Source organism: Kitasatospora sp. NPDC041988, from assembly GCF_055588525.1.
In genome coordinates, this window is record NZ_JBVJCO010000010.1 from 62227 (window position 1) to 81263 (window position 19037).

Consider the following 19037-nt stretch of genomic DNA (forward strand, 5'->3'; position numbering starts at 1 on the left):
AAAACAAGCCGGGGAGGGATTCCGATTGCCCTGCGGCTGCCCTCTCTTCTCTTTTCCTTCCCCCCCCCCCCCCCCCCCGACCCCGCCCCCCCCCCCCCTCCCCCCCCCCCCCCCCCGGCCCCCTCACCGGGACGTTAGACCAGACCGATCAGCCGACCGCCTCGACGCTCTCGCCGGGCGGCCGTCCGCTCACCCGTTCGGACTCAAGGGCGGTCTGCAGGATCACCACCGCGGCGGCCTGGTCGACCACCGAGCGGCCCTTCTTCGCCTTGACCCCGGAGGCCCGCAGGCCGTGGGTCGCGGTGACGGTGGACATCCGCTCGTCGACCAGCCGCACCGGCACCGGGTAGAGCCGGTTGGCCAGCCGGGTGGCGTACGCCCGGACCTTCTCGGCGGCCGGGCCCTCCTTGCCGCTGAGCGAGCGCGGCAGCCCGACGATCACCTCGATCGCGTCGTACTCCTCGGCGATCGCGGCGATCCTGGCCTGCGACTTCACCCCGGCGGGGACGGTCTCCACGGGTGTGGCGAGCACCCCGTCGGGGTCGCAGGACGCGACCCCGATCCGGGCGTCACCGACGTCGACGGCGATCCGCCGCCCCCGCCGGAAGGGCCGTTCCGCCTGGGGTTCCTCGACCATCAGTTGGCGCGCTCCGCGACCAGGCCGCGCACCGCGGCGATGGACTCGCCGACCGCACCCGGGTTGGAGCCGCCGCCCTGGGCGACGTCGTCCTTGCCGCCACCGCCGCCGCCGAGGGTCTTGGCGGCGACCCGGACCAGCTCGCCGGCCTTGATACCGCGCCCACGGGCGTCCTCGTTGGTGGCGATCACGGTCAGCGGGCGGTCGTTGGCCACGGTGAAGGCGGCGACGACGGCCGGGCGCGCGCCGAGGCGGCCGCGCACGTCCAGGACCAGCTTGCGCAGCTCGTCCGCGCCGGTGCCGTCGGCGACCTGGGCGGCCACCACGGCGATGCCCTGGACGTCCTCGGCCGAGTCGGCCAGGCCCGCCGCGGCGGCCAGGACCTTCTCGGCGCGGAAGCGCTCGATCTCCTTCTCGGCGTCCTTGAGCTTGGCGAGCATGCCCGAGATCTTCTCCGGCAGCTCCTCCGGGCGGCCCTTGACCAGCTCGGTCAGCTGGGAGACCACGGTGTGCTCGCGGGCCAGGAACTTGTACGCGTCCACGCCGACCAGCGCCTCGACGCGGCGCACGCCGGAGCCGATCGAGGACTCGCCGAGCAGCTTCACCAGGCCCAGCTGGGCGGTGTTGCCGACGTGCGTGCCACCGCAGAGCTCCTTGGAGAAGTCACCGATGGTGACGACCCGGACCTCGTCGCCGTACTTCTCGCCGAACATGGCGATGGCACCGGCCTTGCGGGCCTGGTCCATCGTCATGACCTCGGCGGTGACGTCCAGCTCGCGGGTGAGCACGTCGTTGATCTTCTGCTCGACGTCGACCAGCACGCTGCCGGGCACGGCGGCGGGCGAGCCGAAGTCGAAGCGGAAGCGGCCGGGGGCGTTCTCGGAGCCGGCCTGGGCGGCCGTCGGGCCGAGCGCGTCGCGCAGCGCCTGGTGGGTCAGGTGGGTGGCCGAGTGGGCGCGGGCGATCGCGCGGCGGCGGTCGATGTCGATGGTGGCGTACGCCGAGGCGCCGAGCACGACCTCACCGAACAGCACGCCGCCGGAGTGCACGGTGACGCCCGGAACGGGCTGCTGCACGTCGCGGATCTCCACCACGGCGCCGGAGTCCAGCCGGATCCGGCCGTGGTCGGCGAGCTGACCGCCGCCCTCGGCGTAGAACGGGGTGCGGTCGAGGATGATCTCGACCTCGTCGCCCTCGCTCGCGGCCGGCGCCGGGAGGCCGTCCACCAGCAGGCCGACGACGGTGGCCTCGCCCTCGGTGAGGTTGTAGCCGGTGAAGACGCTGGCACCGGACTTGTCGGCGACCTCGCGGTACGCGGCGACGTCGGCGTGACCCATCTTCTTGGCCTTGGCATCCGCCTTGGCGCGGTCCCGCTGCTCCTGCATCAGGCGGCGGAAGCCGGACTCGTCCACCTGGAGGCCCTGCTCCTCGGCCATCTCCAGGGTGAGGTCGATCGGGAAGCCGTACGTGTCGTGCAGCTTGAACGCCTGCTCGCCGGAGAGCACCGCGCCGCCGGCCTGCTTGGTCTCGGTGACGGCGGTGTCCAGCAGGCTGGTGCCGGCCTTCAGGGTCTGCAGGAAGGCCGCCTCCTCCCCGGCGACGACCGTCTCGATCCGCTTGCGGTCGGTCTCCAGCTCCGGGTACTGCGGGGCCATCGCCTTGATGGCGGTGTCCGTGAGGTCCTTGGCGACCACGCCGGTGGCACCCAGCAGGCGCATGTTGCGGATGGCGCGGCGCAGGATGCGGCGCAGCACGTAGCCGCGGCCCTCGTTGCCGGGGGTGACGCCGTCGCCGATGAGCATCAGCGCGGTGCGGATGTGGTCGGTGACCACGCGCAGCGAGACGTCCGACTTGTGGTCGGCGCCGTAGGTGTGGCCGGTCAGCTCGGCGGCGTGGTCGAGGATCATCCGGCTGGTGTCGATCTCGAAGAGGTTGTCGACGCCCTGCAGGATGGCGGCGAGGCGCTCCAGGCCGAGGCCGGTGTCGATGTTCTTGCTCGGCAGGTCGCCGAGGATCTCGAAGCCGTCCTTGCCGTCACCGTGGCCGCGCTCGTACTGCATGAAGACCAGGTTCCAGATCTCCAGGTAGCGCTCGCCGTTGACGGCCGGGCCGCCCTCCTCGCCGTACGCGGGGCCGCGGTCGTAGTTGATCTCCGAGCACGGGCCGCACGGGCCGGGGACGCCCATCGACCAGAAGTTGTCCTTCATGCCGAGGCGCTGGATGCGCTCGGACGGCACGCCGATGACGTCCCGCCAGATCTGCTCGGCCTCGTCGTCGTCCTTGTAGACGGTGATCCAGAGCTTCTCCTTCTCCAGGCCGTAGCCGCCGTCCGCGACGGGCGCGGTGAGCAGCTCCCACGCGAACTTGATGGCTCCTTCCTTGAAGTAGTCACCGAAGGAGAAGTTGCCGCACATCTGGAAGAAGGAGCCGTGCCGGGTGGTCTTCCCGACCTCCTCGATGTCCAGGGTGCGCACGCACTTCTGGACGCTGGTGGCGCGCGAGAACTGCGGCTTGACCTCGCCCAGGAAGTACGGCTTGAAGGGCACCATGCCGGCGTTGACCAGCAGCAGGGTGGGGTCGTCGGCGACCAGGGACGCCGACGGAACGACGGTGTGGCCGCGCTCCTCGAAGAAGCGCAGCCAGCGGCGGCGGATCTCTGCCGACTCCATTAGTGGTCCTTCCGGTTCGGGGTACCGCCCGGCCGCGGCAGCGCGCGGCGGGGCGTCTTTTCGATGGCTTCGGGGGTGTTGCGGGCACTGCTGGACGGAGGCAGGGCGGCGGCCGGGCTGCCGGGCGCCGCCGAGATAGCTCGGTACTGGGGCTCACGCGAGGGGGGCAGCGCGGAGCGCTTCCCAAGAAGGGTGCTGGCGGGCGAAGGGAGGGCCCGGCGACGGGGCTCGACGACGGCCGTGCCGTCCAGTCCGAGGTCCTCGCGCAGCTGCTCCTCGCGCTCGGCCATGCCGGCCTTCACGTCCTGCGCGAAGCGCTTGGCCGCGTCGCCCAGGTGCAGCGCACCGCGCGCGGCGGTGCCGGAGAGACTGTCCGGGGTGAGCCGGTGCACGGCCTCGTTGGCCTTGTTCATGGCCCAGACGGTGGCGCCGGCGCCGACCGCCATCCAGAAGATGCGTCGCACCATGCCGTCAGCCCCTCACCGCGCGCCGGACCCGGGCGAGCAGGCCGCTCTTGGGCGCCGTCGCGGCGCGCACCTCGGCCCGGATCAGCCGGGCCAGCTCCTCGCGCTCACCCGGCTGGGTGGGCAGCGTCAGGGTGCCGTTCTGCTTGGCGACGGCTTTGCGGACGCCGTAGCTGAAGGCCGCGACCTTGACCAGCGGCCCGCCCAGGGTGGCCGCGACGGTGGAGGAGAGCGCGTTGGCGTTGGCGGCGGCGTCCTGCACGTTGGCGGTGATCTCGTCCACCCGCTCCAGCTGCTCGTTGGCGCTGCGCACGGCGGCGCCGGCGTCGGTCAGCAGCGGCACGGCCTGCTCGGTGACGGCGGAGACCAGGACGGTGGCCTCCTTGAGCACCCGCGAGAGCCGGACCAGCACGACGGCGAGCAGGGTGACCAGGACCGCCCAGAACACGGCGACGAGCAACCCGGCCAGCTCTCCCACGGACACCTTGCGCGCTCCCTCGCCTTGCTGTTCTCCGAGGGAACCCTATCGCGCCGACGCCGGGTTTCCCGACCGGGTTGTCGCCCGCGGAGCTCCCGCGATCCGGCCGGGCGGGCGAGCCGCGCGCGCGTAACCTACCGGTCGGTCACCTCGTTCCACCGGGCGGGCCGTCGCCGGGGCGGTCCGAACAGCGTCCGGCCGTGAGGGTCCGGGCCCGGACCCGGGAGCAGGGGTTGACCGGCGACTCGACAGCGGACCCGAGAGGGACGGCGGCGCGGCAGACCGGGGCGCCCGGCCGGCTGCCCGCGGAGGTGACCAGCTTCGTCGGGCGGCACGAGGAGCTGGCCGCCCTGGCCCTGCTGCTGGCCGCCGCCCGGCTGGTGACGGTGACCGGGCCGGGCGGGGTCGGCAAGAGCCGGCTGGCGCTGCGCGCGGCGGCCCGGGCCGCCGGTGCCTTCCCGGACGGCACCTGGCTGGTCGAGGTGGCCCCGGTGCAGGACCCGCTGCTGCTCGGCCACGCGGTGCTGGAGGCGCTGCGGCTGACCGACGGCACCGCCCGGGCGCCCCTGGACGTCCTGACCGAGCAGCTGGCCGGGCGCCGGCTGCTGATCGTGCTGGACGGCTGCGAGCACCTGGTGGGGCCCTGCGCGGAGCTGGCCGACACGCTGCTGCGGGCGGCGCCGGGCCTGCGGGTGCTGGCCACCAGCCGGGAGGCGCTGCGTGCCTCGGGCGAGCACCTGCTGACGCTGGCGCCGCTGCCGGTCGGCCCACTGCCGATCGGTCGGGTGGGCCCCGGCATGCTGCCGGACGCGGTGCGGCTCTTCGCCGACCGGGCCCGGGCGGTGCAGCCGTCCTTCGAGATCACCCCGGCCACCGTCGAGGGGATCGCCCAGCTCTGCCACCGGCTGGACGGCATCCCGCTGGCCGTGGAGCTGGCGGCCGGCCGGCTGCGCGCGCTGTCGGTGGAGCAGATCAGCGCCCGGCTGGACGACCGCTTCCGGCTGCTCACCGGCGGTTCCAGAACGGCGTTGCCGCGCCATCAGACGTTGCGGACGACGATCGGCTGGAGCCACGAGCTCTGCACAGTGCAGGAACGTTTACTCTGGGCCCGCCTCTCGGTCTTCGCCGGCAGCTTCGACCTGGAGGCCGCCGAGTACGTCTGCGCCGGCGAGGGCCTCGAACCGGACGAGCTGCTCGACCTGCTCTCCGAGTTGATCAACAAGTCGGTGGTGATGCGGCTGGGGCCCCCTCCCGGCCGCCGGACCGGCGCAGAGAGCGCCTTCGGCGCCCGCTTCCGGCTGCTGGACACGCTGCGCGACTACGGCGGGCACTGGCTGCGCGCCGCCGGCGAGGAGCAGCGGCTGCTGCGCCGCCACCGCGACTGGTACCTGGGCGTGGCCACCTGGGGCGAGGTCGAGTGGTTCGGCCCGCGGCAGGCCGAGACCGCCGAGCGCACCGGGCTCGCCCACCCCAACCTCCGCGCGGCGCTGGAGTTCTGCCTGGCCGAACCGGGCGAGGAGCAGCTCGCCCTGCTGCTGGCCGGCACGCTCTGGTTCTACTGGGTCGGCTGCGGCCACCTCGGCGAGGGCCGGCACTGGCTGGACCGCGCGCTCGCCCTCGACCCCCAGCCGACCGAGGCCCGTGCCAAGGCGCTCTGGGTCACCGGATACATGGCCACCCTCCAAGGGGACCTGGTCTCCGCCCGCCCCGCCCTGGAGGAGTGCCGCCGCCAGGCGCTGGACACCGGCGACGACCGGGCGCTCGCCTACGCCGTCCACCGGCAGGGCTGCGCGGCGCTGATCGGCGACGAGCCGGCCCGCGCCGCCGAGCTGTTCGAGGAGGCGCTCTGGCACTACCGGACCATCGGCGAGCTCAACAGCAACGTCCTGATGGCCATGTTCGAGCTGGGCATCGCCTACCTCTTCCAGGGCGACCAGGAGAGCGGCGAGCTCTGGCTCGGCCAGGTCCGCGAGCACTGCGAGGAGCACGGCGAGCAGTGGGCGTACGCGTACGGGCTGTACGCGCTGGCGTACTCGCACTGGCTGAACGGCGAGATCCGGCTGGCCCGTGCGCAGGCCCGGGAGAGCGTCCGGCTCAACCACCTCTTCCGCGACCTGCTCGGCATCGTGCTGGCGATCGACCTGCTGGCGCTGCTGGAGACCGAGCCGGCCGGCCCGGGCGAGCCGGGCGACCTGCACGAGGCCAGGGTGCTGCAGGGCGCCGCGCACCGCATCTGGCAGGCCGTGGGCAAGCCTTTCTTCGGCTCGCGCACCTTCAACGGCCCGCACCGGGAGTGCGAGGAGCGGGCCAGGGCCGGCCTGACCGAGCAGGAGTTCGCCGGCTGGTTCGACTGCGGCACCCGGCTGGACCTGGACGCGGCCGTCCACCGCGCGCTCGGCGGCGACGGGCGGGCGGACGGCCCGGGGCCGCTGCCCGGCCCCTTCCCGGTGCCGCCGGCGCCGCAGCCGTCGCCGGTCAGGAATAGTTGAAACTTGTCCATTGCTCAAGGGGGCAGCACCACTCGGCACCGTCGCACCGGACCGGCGCCGAGCACACCCGGAAGGAGCAGCCGTGGCCATCCACACCGCCGCCGACGAGTACCGCCTCGCGAAGTTCCACTTCGAGTCCAAGGCCTACTCCGACGCCGCCCGCACGCTGGAGGGCGTCCTCGCCGAGGAGCCGGCCAACCTCTCGGTCCGACTGCTGCTGGCCCGCAGCTACTACCACTCGGCCCAGCTCTCCCGGGCCGAGGCCGAGCTGCGCCGCATCCTCGACGCCGCCCCCGCCGAGGACTACGCCCGGCTGATGCTCGGCCGGACGCTGGAGCGCCAGGGCCGCGCCGAGGAGGCCCGCCCGCACCTGCGGCTGGCCGCCGCGATGACCGGCGAGGACCTCTGAGCAGACCGCGTCCACCCCGCACCCTCTGGCGAGCGGGCGAGCAACGGAAAAGGGGCGAGCCCCCGCCGCCTCGAAAGGCGACGGGGGCTCGCTGGGTACGGCAGGCGTACCGCTCGCGGGTCAGCGCGAGTAGTACTCGACGACGAGCTGCTCGTCACAGATCACCGGGACCTCCTTGCGCTGCGGCGCACGGTCCAGGCGGAAGGCCAGGGCCTTCAGGTTGACCTCGAGGTACTTCGGGGTCTGGCCCTCGCCCGCGTAGCCACCCTCACGGGCGACCTGGAACGGGACCTTCTCCTTGCTGCGCTCGCGCACAGTCACCACGAAGCCCGGCTTCATCTGGTACGACGGCTTGTTGACCTTGCCGCCGTTGACCTCGATGTGACCGTGGACGACCATCTGGCGGGCCTGGTAGATGGTGCGGGCAATGCCCGAACGCAGCACCAGCGAGTCCAGACGGGTCTCCAGCTCGGCGACGAGCGCCTCACCGGTCTTGCCCTCGGCCTTCTTCGCGCGGTCGAACGCGCGCGCCATCTGCTTCTCGCTCAGGTCGTACTGGGCGCGCAGACGCTGCTTCTCGAGCAGACGGACCTTGTAGTCCGAGTTCTGCTTGCGGCCACGGCCGTGCTGGCCGGGCGGGTACGGGCGGGCCTCGAAGTACTTGACGGACTTCGGGGTCAGCGGCACGCCGAGCGCACGCGCGATCTTGACCTTGGGACGCTTCTGGTTCGCCATGAACCAAACCTTCCTTGCTAACGAATACGGCTTCACCAGGTGTTGACGGAGGTCGCTCGTCGCGGTCCGGAGAAAAACCGCACCGCCCACGGGCAGTGTGGTCAGCCGCTCTCCGAGGCCGGGCACGGAAGTGCTTGCACACGAGTGGCCCACCGAACCGGAGTTGGTGGGCTGCACGCGACACCGAAACGGTGCGCGACGCTCCTGAAGACCCCGCGAGGGGTCTACCGCCGATGCCCCGCTGGTGCGGCCGGTCGGTCAGGGTCTCCCCTGCCGCCGTCCCGGGACACGGCACTCCGCACGAGTATACCCGCAGCCTTCCCCGCGGATTTCCCCACCGGTCACTCGCCCCTGAGCCGGCCCCTGGTCCACTCCACGATGTCCGCGTACCGGGCCTCGCCGCCGTGCCGGGTCGGCTGGTAGTACGCCCTGCCGTGCACCGCGTCCGGCGCGTACTGCTGCGCCGCGATGCCCTCCGGCAGGTCGTGCGGGTACTGGTACCCCTGGCCGTGCCCGAGCTTGCCGGCGCCACCGTAGTGCGCGTCCCGCAGGTGCGGCGGCACCGCGCCGGCCAGGCCCTGCCGGACGTCCGCCAGCGCCGCGTCGATCGCCAGGTAGGCCGCGTTGGACTTGGGCGCCAGCGCCAGCGCGATCGCCGCCTGGGAGAGGATGATCCGCGCCTCCGGGAAGCCGATCAGCGCCACCGCCTGGGCCGCCGCCACCGCCGTGGTCAGCGCGGTCGGGTCGGCCAGGCCGACGTCCTCGCTGGCCGAGATCATCAGCCGCCGGGCGATGAACCTCGGGTCCTCCCCCGCCTCGATCATCCGGGCCAGGTAGTGCAGGGTGGCGTCGACGTCACTGCCCCGGATCGACTTGATCAGCGCGCTGGCGACGTCGTAGTGCTGGTCGCCGTCCTTGTCGTAGCGGACGGCCGCCTGGTTGACCGCCGTCTCGGTGGTGGCCAGGGTGATGCTCGCCTCGCCCTTCTCCAGCGCCGCCCCGGCCGCCGCCTCCAGCGTGGTCAGCGCCCGCCGGGCGTCCCCGCCGGCGAGGCGGACCAGGTGGTCCTCGGCCTCCCCGGACAGCTCCAGCGCGCCCTCCAGGCCGCGCTCGTCGGCCACCGCGCGGCGCAGCAGGGCGCGGATGTCCTCGTCGGTCAGCGACTCCAGGGTGAGCAGCAGAGACCGTGACAGCAGCGGGGAGATCACCGAGAAGTACGGGTTCTCGGTGGTCGCGGCGATCAGGGTGACCCAGCGGTTCTCCACCGCGGGCAGCAGCGAGTCCTGCTGGGCCTTGGAGAAGCGGTGGATCTCGTCCAGGAAGAGCACCGTCTCCTTGCCGCTCATGCCGACCGCCCGGCGGGCCCCCTCGATGACCGCGCGGACCTCCTTGACGCCCGCGGTGATCGCCGACAGCTCGACGAAGCGCCCCTCGACGGCCTGGCTGATCACGTGCGCGAGCGTGGTCTTTCCGGTGCCGGGCGGGCCCCAGAGGATCACCGAGCTGGTCGCCGCCGGCCCGCGCGAGCCGACGACGAGGCGGCGCAGCGGTGAGCCGGGCTTCAGCAGCTGCCGCTGCCCGGCCACCTCGTCCAGGGTGCGCGGGCGCATCCGTACGGCGAGCGGGGCCCGGCCGGGCTCCTTGGCCTGGCGTTCCTCGGCGGCGGCGGTGAAGAGGTCCGGTTCGTCCACACCGGAAGCCTATGCGAGGGCGCCGACAGCCCCGCCCGGCCGCAGTCCTACGGCTGGTGCGGAAGGTCCAGCAGGACGACCTCGAACTCCTCCAGCGACCGCAAGGTCGCCCCGCCCTGGGCCACGGCCTTCGCCCGGGCCTCCGCGATCGGCCCGCGGGAGGCCACCAGAGCAGCCTTGTCGGCGAAGAGGCCGCCCACCGCGCCGCGCTCGTCCTCGGTGTTGAGCAGCATGGAGCTACCGAGGAACCCCTCGAGCCGCTGCATCCCGGGAAGCGCCGTCTCGCGGAAGGCGGTGGCCAGCCGGTCGGCGTTCGCCCGGTCGAAGTCGAACTTGGTCAGCCGGAACCAGGCCCCCGGACCGACCTGGGCGGGGCGGGCGGCGACCACGGCCTCCCAGGTGTCCGTGCTCACCGTCCCCGCGAACGGCGCCAGCAGCTCGGCACGGCGCTGCTTCAGCTGCGCGTCGCTGTCCTGCTCGGCCTGCCGGCTCTCCCACCAGGAGCCCATCGTGATGATGCCGAGCTCCCGGTTGGCGAACAGGCCGTAGCCCCGGTAGCCGGGCTGCGCGGACAGCAGCCGGACCGCTTCGGCGCGGAGCCCGTCGAGGGTCCGGTCGAGCTTCGCCGGGTCACCGGTCGCGTAGACGGTACGAACGAACATGGGCGGTCTCCTGACATCCGGCGGGCGCCGCTCCGGGCGTCCGCGCGTTCACGGGCACGTCCATCGCACGCTCCGGGACCGCCGACGGCAACGCCGCGGGGCCGTTCGGAGGAGCCGCTAGCCGATCCCCGCCGCGTGGTCCGGCACGTACTTCTGCAGGTCGCGCGGCGGCCGCTGGTAGCCCCGGGGGCTCGGGCGGGTCGGCAGCTCGATCCGGGGCGGGGCCACCTCGCGGTACGGGAGGGTGGAGAGCAGGTGGGCGATCATGTTGATCCGGGCCCGCCGCTTGTCGTCGCTCTCCACCACGTTCCACGGCGAGTCCGGGGCGTCGGTGTAGACGAACATCTCGTCCTTGGCCCGCGAGTAGTCCTCCCAGCGGGTGATCGACTCGACGTCCATCGGTGAGAGCTTCCAGCGCTTCATCGGGTCCTCCAGCCGGTCCCGGAAACGCCGCTGCTGCTCGGTGTCGCTGACCGAGAACCAGTACTTGCGCAGCAGGATGCCCGACTCGGTCAGCATCCGCTCGAACATCGGGCACTGGTGCAGGAACTGCCAGTACTCCTCGTCCGTGCAGAAGCCCATCACCCGCTCGACCCCGGCCCGGTTGTACCAACTGCGGTCCAACAGCACGATCTCCCCGGCGGCCGGCAGCTGCTCGACGTACCGCTGGAAGTACCACTGGCTGCGCTGGCGCTCGGTGGGGGTGGGCAGCGCCACGACCCGGGCGATGCGCGGGTTCAGATACTCCGTCACCCGCTTGATCGCGCCGCCCTTGCCGGCCGCGTCGCGCCCCTCGAACACGACCACCAGCCGGGCACCCTCGGCACGCACCCACTCCTGGAGCTTGACGAGTTCGTTCTGGAGCCGCAGCAGCTCCCGCTCGTACGGCTTCCTCGCCAGCCGCTCCGGGGGGCGGGCTCCGTCACGCTCGGGCCTGGCTGCCACCTGGGTGCCTCCGTCCGGCTGGTGCTGATGATCACTCACGCTAGAACGGATGAGCGTTGGCCGCAGGTCGTGACGGGTGACGCAGGGGACCACCACTGCGTAGCACCGGCGGCCCCCTGAACCGCCGGTACCACGCTGGGCAGTGCGGCGAGGTGATCAACCTTGGACCGGGCCGAGCCCGTCCAACACCCCATAAGTCCATAACCTTGGGGCGTGACTCCTCCGCCCCGCGAGCGGGGCAGCTTCTCACTCGGATCCGTAGAACCTTGTGACGGCCAAGCCCTGACCGCTACCGAGGTAGGCCGTGATCCTACTACGGCCGGTCGTAGCTGCGACTGTCAAATGAGAGCTCGGCGCCGGCCCGATGCCGGCGGACTGGGACGACGCGCTGCGCGCCACCGCGGCGGCGGCGGCCGAGCAGGGCTCGACGCTGCGGGTGGGCTTCGAGGGCGGCACGATCAACGTGATGACCCGGAGCACCGTGACGGACTTCACCCGGCGGATGCCCGGCCGGCAGGTGGAGCTGCGGCAGAACAACAGCGGGGCGGGCGGCCGGTGCGGATCGGCGCGGTGGCGCACAATGCCGACGAGTGGCCGGCCGCGGTGGTGTGCGGCCAAGGCGTCGGCTTCGCCCCGGAAACGATGAGCCGGCTGGCGGCACGGGAGGATGTCGCGTACCGGCCGGTGCGGGGGCTGAGCCCGAGCCAGGTCGGGCTGTACTGGCCGAAGGAGCGGGAGTTGACCCCGGCGATGGCCGCGTTCGTGCAGAGCTGCCGGGCGACGGTCGGTTCCCAGCCGGGCGGGAGTCCCGCCCGCAGGAACGGATCCGGCCGGGCTCCGGAGGCCTAGACGGCCTCGAACGGCTCCGGGTAGCGGCAGAGCCCGCGCGGGCCACCGTCGTACGCGGGCAGGGCGAGCGCCTGGAAGTAGGCCTCCGGCACCTCGAACGGGCCGGTGATCTCGTGCCGCTGGGCCGGGAGGAAGCCGAACCGGCCGTAGTAGCCCGGGTCGCCGAGCACCACGACGAGCTTCTCGCCGGCCTCCTCGGCGGCCGCCAGCGCGGCCCGGACGACCAGCTCGCCGACACCCTTGCGCTGCCACTCGGGCGCGACCGCGACCGGCGCGAGCGCCAGGCCCTGGCCGTCGCCGACCCGCAGCCGGGTGAGCAGCGCATGGCCGACGACCAGGCCGGCCGCGTCCACCGCGACCAGCGACAGGCCGGGCAGCCAGGCGGGGTCACGGCGCAGCGCGTCCACCAGGTCGGCCTCGTCGGGGCCGGGGAACGCGGCCATGTGGACCCGTCTGGTCGCGGGCGCGTCGTCCGGACACTCGACTCTGGTGCTGACCCTCATGGGGGGAGCCTCTCTCTGTCACACACCGTTGTGGACCGGCCCCGGACGGCAGGTGCGCCGTCCGGGGCCGTGAAAGGTTAGCCGATGGAACATCAAGCCTTGGGCTGGGCCTCGGACTTGGCGTCGGCCTTGGCGTCCTCGCGGACCTTCGGCTGGGCGTCGACGCCGGCCTCGCGGCGCTGCGCCGGGGTGATCGGCGTGGGGGCGCCGGTCAGCGGGTCGCCGCCGGTGGACGTCTTCGGGAACGCGATGACGTCCCGGATGGTGTCGTACCCGCCGAGCAGCGTGACGATCCGGTCGAGGCCGAAGGCGACGCCACCGTGCGGCGGCGGGCCGTAGTTGAAGGCGTCCAGCAGGAAGCCGAACTGCGAGGCCGCCTCCTCCTCGGAGAGGCCGATCGCGTCGAACGCCCGCTTCTGCACGTCCCGCTGGTGGATACGGATCGAACCGCCGCCCAGCTCCGAGCCGTTGAGGACCAGGTCGTAGGCGTTGGAGAGCGCCGAGCCCGGGTCGGTGTCGAAGGTGGCGAGCGACTCGGCGGTCGGGGCGGTGAAGGGGTGGTGCACCGCGTGCCAGCCCTGGAACTCGCCCTTGTCGTCCTCGATCGGCTCGAACATCGGGAAGTCGACGACCCAGAGGAAGGCCCACTGGGACTCGTCGATCAGCTCGCAGCGGCGGCCGATCTCCAGGCGGGCGGCGCCCAGCAGCTCCTGCGAGGGGCGCTGCTTGCCGGCCGCGAAGAAGATCGCGTCACCGTTCTTGGCGCCGGCGGCGGCGGCCAGGCCGGCCAGGTGCTCGGCGGAGAGGTTCTTGGCGACGGGGCCGCGCAGCTCGCCGGTCTCGGCGTCGATGACGACGTAGGCGAGGCCGCGGGCGCCGCGCGCCTTGGCCCAGTCCTGCCAGGCGTCGAGCGCCTTGCGCGGCTGCGAGGCGCCGCCGGGCATGACCACGGCGCCGACGTACGGGGCCTGGAAGACGCGGAACTCGGTGCCCTTGAAGTACTCGGTGAGGTCGGTGAGTTCCTGGCCGAAGCGGACGTCCGGCTTGTCGGAGCCGTAGCGGGCCATCGCGTCCGCGTAGGTCATCCGGGGCAGCGGGTTCGGCAGCTCGTACCCGTGCACCTCACGCCAGATCGAGCCGACGATCTTCTCGCCGAGGGCCAGGATGTCCTCCTGGTCGACGAACGAGGCCTCGATGTCCAGCTGGGTGAACTCCGGCTGGCGGTCGGCGCGGAAGTCCTCGTCGCGGAAGCAGCGGGCGATCTGGTAGTACCGCTCCATGCCGGCCACCATCAGCAGCTGCTTGAACAGCTGGGGCGACTGCGGCAGCGCGTACCAGTGACCGGGCTGCAGGCGGACCGGGACGAGGAAGTCGCGGGCGCCCTCGGGGGTGGAGCGGGTGAGGTACGGCGTCTCGATGTCGAGGTAGTCGTTCTCCTCCATCACCCGGCGGATGATGTTGTTGACCTTGGAGCGCAGCCGCAGGCCCTTGGCCGGGCCCTCACGGCGCAGGTCCAGGTAGCGGTAGCGGAGCCGGACCTCCTCGTTGACCGTGCCGGGCTCGTACTCGGCGACCGGGAAGGGCAGCGGGGCGGCCTCGGAGAGCACCTCGATCTCGCTGACGACGACCTCGACGGCGCCGGTCGGGATGTCCGGGTTCTCGTTGCCCTCGGGCCGCACGCGGACGTCACCGACGACCTTGACGCAGTACTCGGCGCGGAGGCCGTGGACGGAGTCCAGGTCGCGGACCACGATCTGCACGGTGCCGGAGGCGTCGCGCAGGTCGATGAAGGCCACGCCGCCGTGGTCTCGGCGGCGGGCGACCCAGCCGGCCAGGGTGACGGTGGTGCCTGCGTGCTCCGGGCGGAGCGTGCCCGCGTCGTGCGTGCGGATCACAGCTGCTTCTCCTTCAGGGTGGTGACGAGTGCGTCGAGGGCGACGGGGTTCTGCTCGCCGGTGGTCAGGTCCTTCAGCTGGACGACGCCTTCGGCGAGGTCCCGGTCACCGGCGAGCACGGCGAAGCGGGCGCCGGAACGGTCCGCGGACTTCATCGCGTTCTTGATGCCCTTGACGCCGAAGGCGAGGTCGGTGGCGACGCCCTCGCGGCGCAGCTCGACCACCTTGGCGAAGAGGACGTTCTTCGCTTCGTCGCTCAGCGCGACGGCGTACACGGAGGTGGTGGAGGGCAGGTCGAGGACGACGCCCTCCGCCTCCATCGCCAGGTAGGTGCGGTCGACGCCGAGGCCCCAGCCGACGGACGGCAGCGCCGGGCCGCCGAGCATCTCGGAGAGACCGTCGTACCGGCCGCCGCCGCCGATCGCGGACTGCGCGCCGAGGCCGTTGTGCACGAACTCGAAGGTGGTGCGGGTGTAGTAGTCCAGCCCGCGGACCAGCTTGGGGTCGTCGGTGAAGGGCACGCCGGCGGCGGTGAGCAGCTCGCGGACCTTCTCGTCGTAGGCCTTGCACTCCTCGCAGAGGTAGTCGCGCAGCTTGGGGGCGTCGGTCAGCTGGGCCTGGACGGACTCGCGCTTGTCGTCCAGCACACGCAGCGGGTTGATCTCGGCGCGGCGGCGGGTGTCCTCGTCGAGGTCCAGGCCGGCCAGGAACTCGATCAGCGCGGTGCGGTAGACCGGGCGGCACTGCTTGTCGCCGAGGCTGTTGATCAGCAGCGAGTAGTTGCCGAGGCCCAGCGAGCGGAACGCGTCGTCGGCCAGGATGATCAGCTCGGCGTCCAGCGCCGGGTCCTCCGCGCCGATCGCCTCGGCGCCGACCTGGGCGAACTGGCGGTAGCGGCCGGCCTGCGGGCGCTCGTAGCGGTAGAAGGAGCCGGAGTACCAGAGCTTGACCGGCAGGTTGCCCAGCTTGTGCAGGTTGGCCTGCAGGGCGGCGCGGACCACCGACGCGGTGCCCTCGGGGCGCAGCGCGAGGTCTTCCTTGCCGCGCTTGGTGAGGGAGAACATCTCCTTGGTGACGATGTCCGTGGACTCGCCGACACCGCGGGAGAACAGCTTGACGTCCTCGAAGACCGGGGTCTCGATGTAGCCGTAGCCGGCCCGGCGCAGCGGCGCGCTGAGGCGCTCGCGGATCGCCAGGAACGTCGCGGAGCTGGGGGGCAGCAGGTCGTAGGTGCCCTTGGGGGCGGTGAAGGTGCTCAACTTCTCTTCCGTCACATTCCTCGTCGCGGGAAGGCCGGAGCGCCGAGCGCTCCCGCCGCCTGCCTGAGGTAGGGGTTGGTGGCGCGCTCACGGCCGATGGTGGTCTGTCCGCCGTGGCCGGAGAGGACCACGGTCGCGTCGTCGAGGGGCAGGCACACCCGGGCCAGCGACTGCATGATCGCGTCGCCGTCCCCGCCCGGGAGGTCCGTACGCCCGATGGAGCCGGCGAAGAGCAGGTCGCCCGAGAAGAGCACCGGGGGAAGATCCTCGGCGCCGGGCGTCCGGAACGTCACCGACCCCTTGGTATGGCCGGGCGCGTGGTCGACGGTGAGCTTCAGGCCGGCCAGGTCCAGCACGCTGCCGTCGGTGAGCTCGCGCACGTCGTCGGGCTCGCCGACGGTGAGCTCGCCCATCAGCTGGGTGCCGAGCGAGCGGCCGAGCGCCTTCTCCGGGTCGGCCATCATGTAGCGGTCCTCGGGGTGGATCCAGGCCGGGACGCCCTTGGCGCCGCAGACCGGGACGACCGAGGCGATGTGGTCGATGTGGCCGTGGGTGAGCACGACCGCGACGGGCTTGAGCCGGTGCTCGCGGATCAGCTCGTCGACGCCGCGGGCGGCCTGGTGGCCGGGGTCGACGATGACGCACTCCTCGCCCGGCGCCGGAGCGACCAGGTAGCAGTTGGTGCCCCAGGCTCCAGCGGGGAATCCGGCGATGAACACGCGCGTCCTTCGTGATTCGGTCGGCAGTGGCGGCTACGGGATGCGGCTACACGAGGTGGTGTAAGCGCAGCCTACCGGCGGTCCGGGTCCGGTTGCGAACCAGATAAGGGTGACAGGCCCACTTCGTCCTGACAGGTTCACCGCGTTCTTACCGCCGCGGTACCTACACTTGGCCATCGATGGATGCGATGATCCGCTCCAGCATCCGTACACAAGTCCAGCGCATATGTAGGAGACACGGCCTGTGGTCACCAGCGAACAGCGGCGGCGGCAGCTCGCCCGCGAGAAGTACGAGCGCCAGGCGCAGCGCCGGGCCGAGGCCCACGCCGTGCGCAAGCGCCGCAACACCATCCTCGGGGCCTCGCTCGCCGTGGTGGTGCTGGCGGGCGGCGGCGCACTGGTGGGCACGGGTGCGTTCGACTCCGAGGACAAGAAGGACTCCTCCTCCACCGCGCAGGCCGCGCCGACCGCCACCGGGGAGCCCACCACCCCGACCCGCAAGCCGGTCGAGGGCTGCACGGACCCGGCGCCGGGCGCGCCGAACGGCAAGCAGTGGCAGACCGAGCCGGCGATGAGCATCGACGCCAGCGGCACCTACACGTCGACGCTGGACACCAACTGCGGCAAGGTGACGCTCACCCTGGACGCGGCCAAGGCGCCGCACACGGTCAACTCCTTCGCCTTCCTCTCGGGCCAGCAGTTCTTCGACCACACCAAGTGCCACCGGCTGACCACGGGCGGCATCTTCGTGCTGCAGTGCGGCGACCCGACGGCCAGCGCCACCGCCCCGGGCGGCACCGGCGGCCCGGGCTACAAGTTCGCCGACGAGAACCTGACCGGCGCGACCTACCCGGCGGGCACGGTGGCGATGGCCAACTCGGGCCCGGGCACCAACGGCAGCCAGTTCTTCCTGGTCTACAAGGACACCAAGCTGGACCCGAACTACACCCCGTTCGGCAAGATCACCGGTGGTCTGGACGTGCTTCAGAAGATCGCCGCCGCGGGCACCCTGGAGGGCGGGGCGGACGGCCACCCGATGGCCGACATCACCCTCAACTCGGTGACCACCGCGAAGGGTTGATCCGTACCGGGGCCGCACCGCGCACGCCCGGGAGGCGTGCGAGCGCGGCCCCGGCCCGAAATCGCCCGGCCCGGATGCGGACAGCACCGGGCCTGGTCGCCTATGTTGGCGTTGTGTAGGGTGCCCAGACCCGCCGGCCGTCACCCTCGGCAGCAAGACACGGCGGACGGGACGGCGGACTCATCGGTCCGCCGCACATCAACTGTGGACGACGTACGCGTACCGCCCCGGCGCGGGCGCGACGTCATGTGGAGGACGCGCTATGAGCAGCGACCCGTGGGGCCGTGTCGACGAGCAGGGCACGGTCTACGTCAGGACGGCCGACGGCGAACGCGTCGTGGGTTCCTGGCAGGCCGGCTCGCCCGAGGAGGCTCTCGCCTACTTCGAGCGCAAGTACCAGGGCATCGAGGTGGAGATCGGCCTGCTGGAGAAGCGGGTGCGCACCACCGACCTGGCCGCCAAGGACGCCCAGACGGCGCTGGAGCACCTGCGCGCGCAGGTGGCCGAGGGGCACGCGGTCGGCGACCTGGACGCGCTGGCCAAGCGGCTGGACACGCTCGCCGGTGAGATCGAGAGCCGCCGCGAGCAGCGCAAGGCGGCCCGCGCCAAGGCCCAGGACGAGACCCGGACGGCCAAGGAGGAGCTGGTCGCCGAGGCCGAGCGGCTCGCCGAGTCGACCCAGTGGCGGGAGGCCGGCGACCGGCTGCGTGCCCTGGTGGACACCTGGAAGGGCCTGCCGCGGCTGGACCGCAAGAGCGACGACGAGCTGTGGCACCGCTTCTCGCACGCCCGCTCGGTCTTCTCCAAGCACCGCAAGGCCCACTTCGCCACCCTGGACGCCGAGCGCGACCAGGCCCGGGCGGTCAAGGAGCAGCTGGTCACCGAGGCGGAGGCGCTCTCCTCGTCCACCGAGTGGGGCGACACCGCGGCCCGCTACCGCGACCTGATGGCGCGCTGGAAGGCCGCCGGGCGCGCCCAGCGCGACATCGAGGACGAGCTGTGGGCGCGGTTCCGCGGCGCCCAGGACGTCTTCTTCCAGGCCCGGTCCGCCGTGTTCAGCGAGCGCGACGCCGAGCAGGTCGCCAACCAGAAGCTCAAGGAGGCGCTGGCGGCCGAGGCCGAGACGATCCTGCCGATCACCGACCTCAAGGCCGCCAAGGCCGCGCTGCGCGAGATCAACGAGCGCTGGGAGGCGATCGGGCACGTGCCGCGCGACGTCCGGCCGAAGCTGGACGGCCGGCTGAACGCGGTCGAGCGGGCGATCCGCGAGTCCGAGGACGCCGAGTGGAAGCGCTCCAACCCGGAGGCCAAGGCCCGCGCCGCCGGCATGGTCGGCCTCTTCGAGGCCAAGGCCGAGAAGATCCAGGCCGACCTGGACAAGGCCCGCGCGGCCGGCAACGCGAGCCGCGTCGCCAAGCTGGAGTCCGAGCTGGCCGGTGTGCAGACCCTGCTGGAGCAGGCGCACAAGAGCCAGGAGGAGTTCAGCGGCTGAGTCCGCGCCGCAGGACACGAGGAAGGGCCCCGGGCGAACCCGGGGCCCTTCCTCGTGTCC

18 protein-coding genes are annotated in these 19037 nt (G+C 72.4%); 6 read left to right on the plus strand and 12 right to left on the minus strand.

The annotated features are described in order from the left end of the window. Positions 1-148 precede the first annotated feature (148 nt). From ruvX to ACZ6NC_RS12800, 4 genes are read right to left on the minus strand one after another with little or no spacing between them, the layout of a single operon-like run. Positions 149-637, minus strand: coding sequence for a Holliday junction resolvase RuvX (gene ruvX, locus ACZ6NC_RS12785; RefSeq protein ID WP_465731877.1), 489 nt, complete (start codon positions 635-637; stop codon positions 149-151). Next, a complete protein-coding gene (alaS, locus tag ACZ6NC_RS12790) occupies positions 637-3306 on the minus strand; it encodes an alanine--tRNA ligase (protein WP_465731879.1) in 2670 nt (889 codons plus the stop codon). Before alaS ends, ruvX begins: the two co-directional genes overlap by 1 nt. Next, positions 3306-3773 carry a DUF6167 family protein gene (locus ACZ6NC_RS12795; protein ID WP_465731881.1) on the minus strand — a complete coding sequence of 156 codons (468 nt, stop codon included), beginning with the start codon at positions 3771-3773 and terminating at the stop codon, positions 3306-3308. Before ACZ6NC_RS12795 ends, alaS begins: the two co-directional genes overlap by 1 nt. A 4-nt stretch (positions 3774-3777) precedes the next feature. Then, a complete protein-coding gene (locus ACZ6NC_RS12800) occupies positions 3778-4254 on the minus strand; it encodes a DUF948 domain-containing protein (RefSeq protein WP_465731883.1) in 477 nt (158 codons plus the stop codon). A gap of 227 nt (positions 4255-4481) precedes the next feature. Here ACZ6NC_RS12800 and ACZ6NC_RS12805 point away from each other — a divergent pair, with 227 nt between their 5' ends. Next, the gene (locus ACZ6NC_RS12805; RefSeq protein ID WP_465731885.1) at positions 4482-6737 is read left to right on the plus strand and encodes an ATP-binding protein; all 2256 of its coding nucleotides are present in this window, start codon (positions 4482-4484) and stop codon (positions 6735-6737) included. An 82-nt stretch (positions 6738-6819) separates the two neighbouring features. Further along, positions 6820-7146 (plus strand): tetratricopeptide repeat protein, encoded by a 327-nt coding sequence (locus ACZ6NC_RS12810; RefSeq protein WP_465731887.1) that lies wholly within the window; start codon positions 6820-6822, stop codon positions 7144-7146. A 120-nt stretch (positions 7147-7266) separates the two neighbouring features. Here the strand turns inward: ACZ6NC_RS12810 and rpsD are convergent, their stop codons facing one another. From rpsD to ppk2, 4 genes are all read right to left on the minus strand, one after another. Further along, positions 7267-7881, minus strand: a complete 615-nt coding sequence (gene rpsD, locus ACZ6NC_RS12815) for a 30S ribosomal protein S4 (RefSeq protein ID WP_063346792.1) — start codon at positions 7879-7881, stop codon at positions 7267-7269. Between the two features lie 341 nt (positions 7882-8222). Continuing rightward, on the minus strand, positions 8223-9572 hold the full coding sequence (locus ACZ6NC_RS12820; RefSeq protein ID WP_465731890.1) for a replication-associated recombination protein A: 1350 nt from the start codon (positions 9570-9572) through the stop codon (positions 8223-8225). A 47-nt stretch (positions 9573-9619) separates the two neighbouring features. Continuing rightward, positions 9620-10234: an antibiotic biosynthesis monooxygenase gene (locus ACZ6NC_RS12825; protein WP_465731892.1), complete on the minus strand. Its 615-nt coding sequence runs from the start codon at positions 10232-10234 to the stop codon at positions 9620-9622. A gap of 117 nt (positions 10235-10351) precedes the next feature. Further along, positions 10352-11134 carry a polyphosphate kinase 2 gene (gene ppk2, locus ACZ6NC_RS12830; RefSeq protein WP_465732121.1) on the minus strand — a complete coding sequence of 261 codons (783 nt, stop codon included), beginning with the start codon at positions 11132-11134 and terminating at the stop codon, positions 10352-10354. 409 nt (positions 11135-11543) lie between these two features. Between ppk2 and ACZ6NC_RS12835 the strand changes: the two genes are divergently transcribed. Together ACZ6NC_RS12835 and ACZ6NC_RS12840 are read left to right on the plus strand one after the other, a co-directional pair. Then, positions 11544-11825, plus strand: coding sequence for a hypothetical protein (locus tag ACZ6NC_RS12835; RefSeq protein WP_465732139.1), 282 nt, complete (start codon positions 11544-11546; stop codon positions 11823-11825). After that, on the plus strand, positions 11750-12028 hold the full coding sequence (locus ACZ6NC_RS12840) for a LysR family transcriptional regulator substrate-binding protein (protein WP_465731894.1): 279 nt from the start codon (positions 11750-11752) through the stop codon (positions 12026-12028). Before ACZ6NC_RS12835 ends, ACZ6NC_RS12840 begins: the two co-directional genes overlap by 76 nt. Here ACZ6NC_RS12840 and ACZ6NC_RS12845 read toward each other — a convergent pair. From ACZ6NC_RS12845 to ACZ6NC_RS12860, 4 genes are all read right to left on the minus strand, one after another. Then, positions 12025-12531, minus strand: coding sequence for a GNAT family N-acetyltransferase (locus ACZ6NC_RS12845; protein WP_465731896.1), 507 nt, complete (start codon positions 12529-12531; stop codon positions 12025-12027). The two genes, ACZ6NC_RS12840 and ACZ6NC_RS12845, sit on opposite strands and share 4 nt — an antisense overlap. 92 nt (positions 12532-12623) lie before the next feature. Then, on the minus strand, positions 12624-14426 hold the full coding sequence (aspS, locus tag ACZ6NC_RS12850) for an aspartate--tRNA ligase (protein WP_465731897.1): 1803 nt from the start codon (positions 14424-14426) through the stop codon (positions 12624-12626). Further along, complete coding sequence (gene hisS, locus ACZ6NC_RS12855) at positions 14423-15685, minus strand: histidine--tRNA ligase (RefSeq protein ID WP_465731899.1); 1263 nt, start codon at positions 15683-15685, stop codon at positions 14423-14425. Before hisS ends, aspS begins: the two co-directional genes overlap by 4 nt. An 11-nt stretch (positions 15686-15696) precedes the next feature. Further along, entirely contained in the window at positions 15697-16404 is a 708-nt protein-coding gene (locus tag ACZ6NC_RS12860) for an MBL fold metallo-hydrolase (RefSeq protein WP_465731901.1), read from the minus strand. A 244-nt stretch (positions 16405-16648) separates the two neighbouring features. Here ACZ6NC_RS12860 and ACZ6NC_RS12865 point away from each other — a divergent pair, with 244 nt between their 5' ends. Both ACZ6NC_RS12865 and ACZ6NC_RS12870 read left to right on the plus strand, forming a co-directional pair. Beyond that, positions 16649-17485 carry a peptidylprolyl isomerase gene (locus tag ACZ6NC_RS12865; RefSeq protein ID WP_465731903.1) on the plus strand — a complete coding sequence of 279 codons (837 nt, stop codon included), beginning with the start codon at positions 16649-16651 and terminating at the stop codon, positions 17483-17485. 262 nt (positions 17486-17747) lie between these two features. Next, positions 17748-18977, plus strand: coding sequence for a DUF349 domain-containing protein (locus ACZ6NC_RS12870; protein WP_465731905.1), 1230 nt, complete (start codon positions 17748-17750; stop codon positions 18975-18977). Positions 18978-19037: the final 60 nt, after the last annotated feature.

What these genes read in the sequence shown, in the direction of transcription:
- ruvX (WP_465731877.1), bottom strand. Translation starts at nt 637, where the DNA reads ATGGTCGAGGAACCCCAGGCGGAACGGCCCTTCCGGCGGGGGCGGCGG.
- alaS (WP_465731879.1), bottom strand. Translation starts at nt 3,306, where the DNA reads ATGGAGTCGGCAGAGATCCGCCGCCGCTGGCTGCGCTTCTTCGAGGAG.
- rpsD (WP_063346792.1), bottom strand. Translation starts at nt 7,881, where the DNA reads ATGGCGAACCAGAAGCGTCCCAAGGTCAAGATCGCGCGTGCGCTCGGC.
- ACZ6NC_RS12825 (WP_465731892.1), bottom strand. Translation starts at nt 10,234, where the DNA reads ATGTTCGTTCGTACCGTCTACGCGACCGGTGACCCGGCGAAGCTCGAC.
- ACZ6NC_RS12795 (WP_465731881.1), bottom strand. Translation starts at nt 3,773, where the DNA reads ATGGTGCGACGCATCTTCTGGATGGCGGTCGGCGCCGGCGCCACCGTC.
- ACZ6NC_RS12845 (WP_465731896.1), bottom strand. Translation starts at nt 12,531, where the DNA reads ATGAGGGTCAGCACCAGAGTCGAGTGTCCGGACGACGCGCCCGCGACC.
- ACZ6NC_RS12870 (WP_465731905.1), top strand. Translation starts at nt 17,748, where the DNA reads ATGAGCAGCGACCCGTGGGGCCGTGTCGACGAGCAGGGCACGGTCTAC.
- ACZ6NC_RS12835 (WP_465732139.1), top strand. Translation starts at nt 11,544, where the DNA reads ATGCCGGCGGACTGGGACGACGCGCTGCGCGCCACCGCGGCGGCGGCG.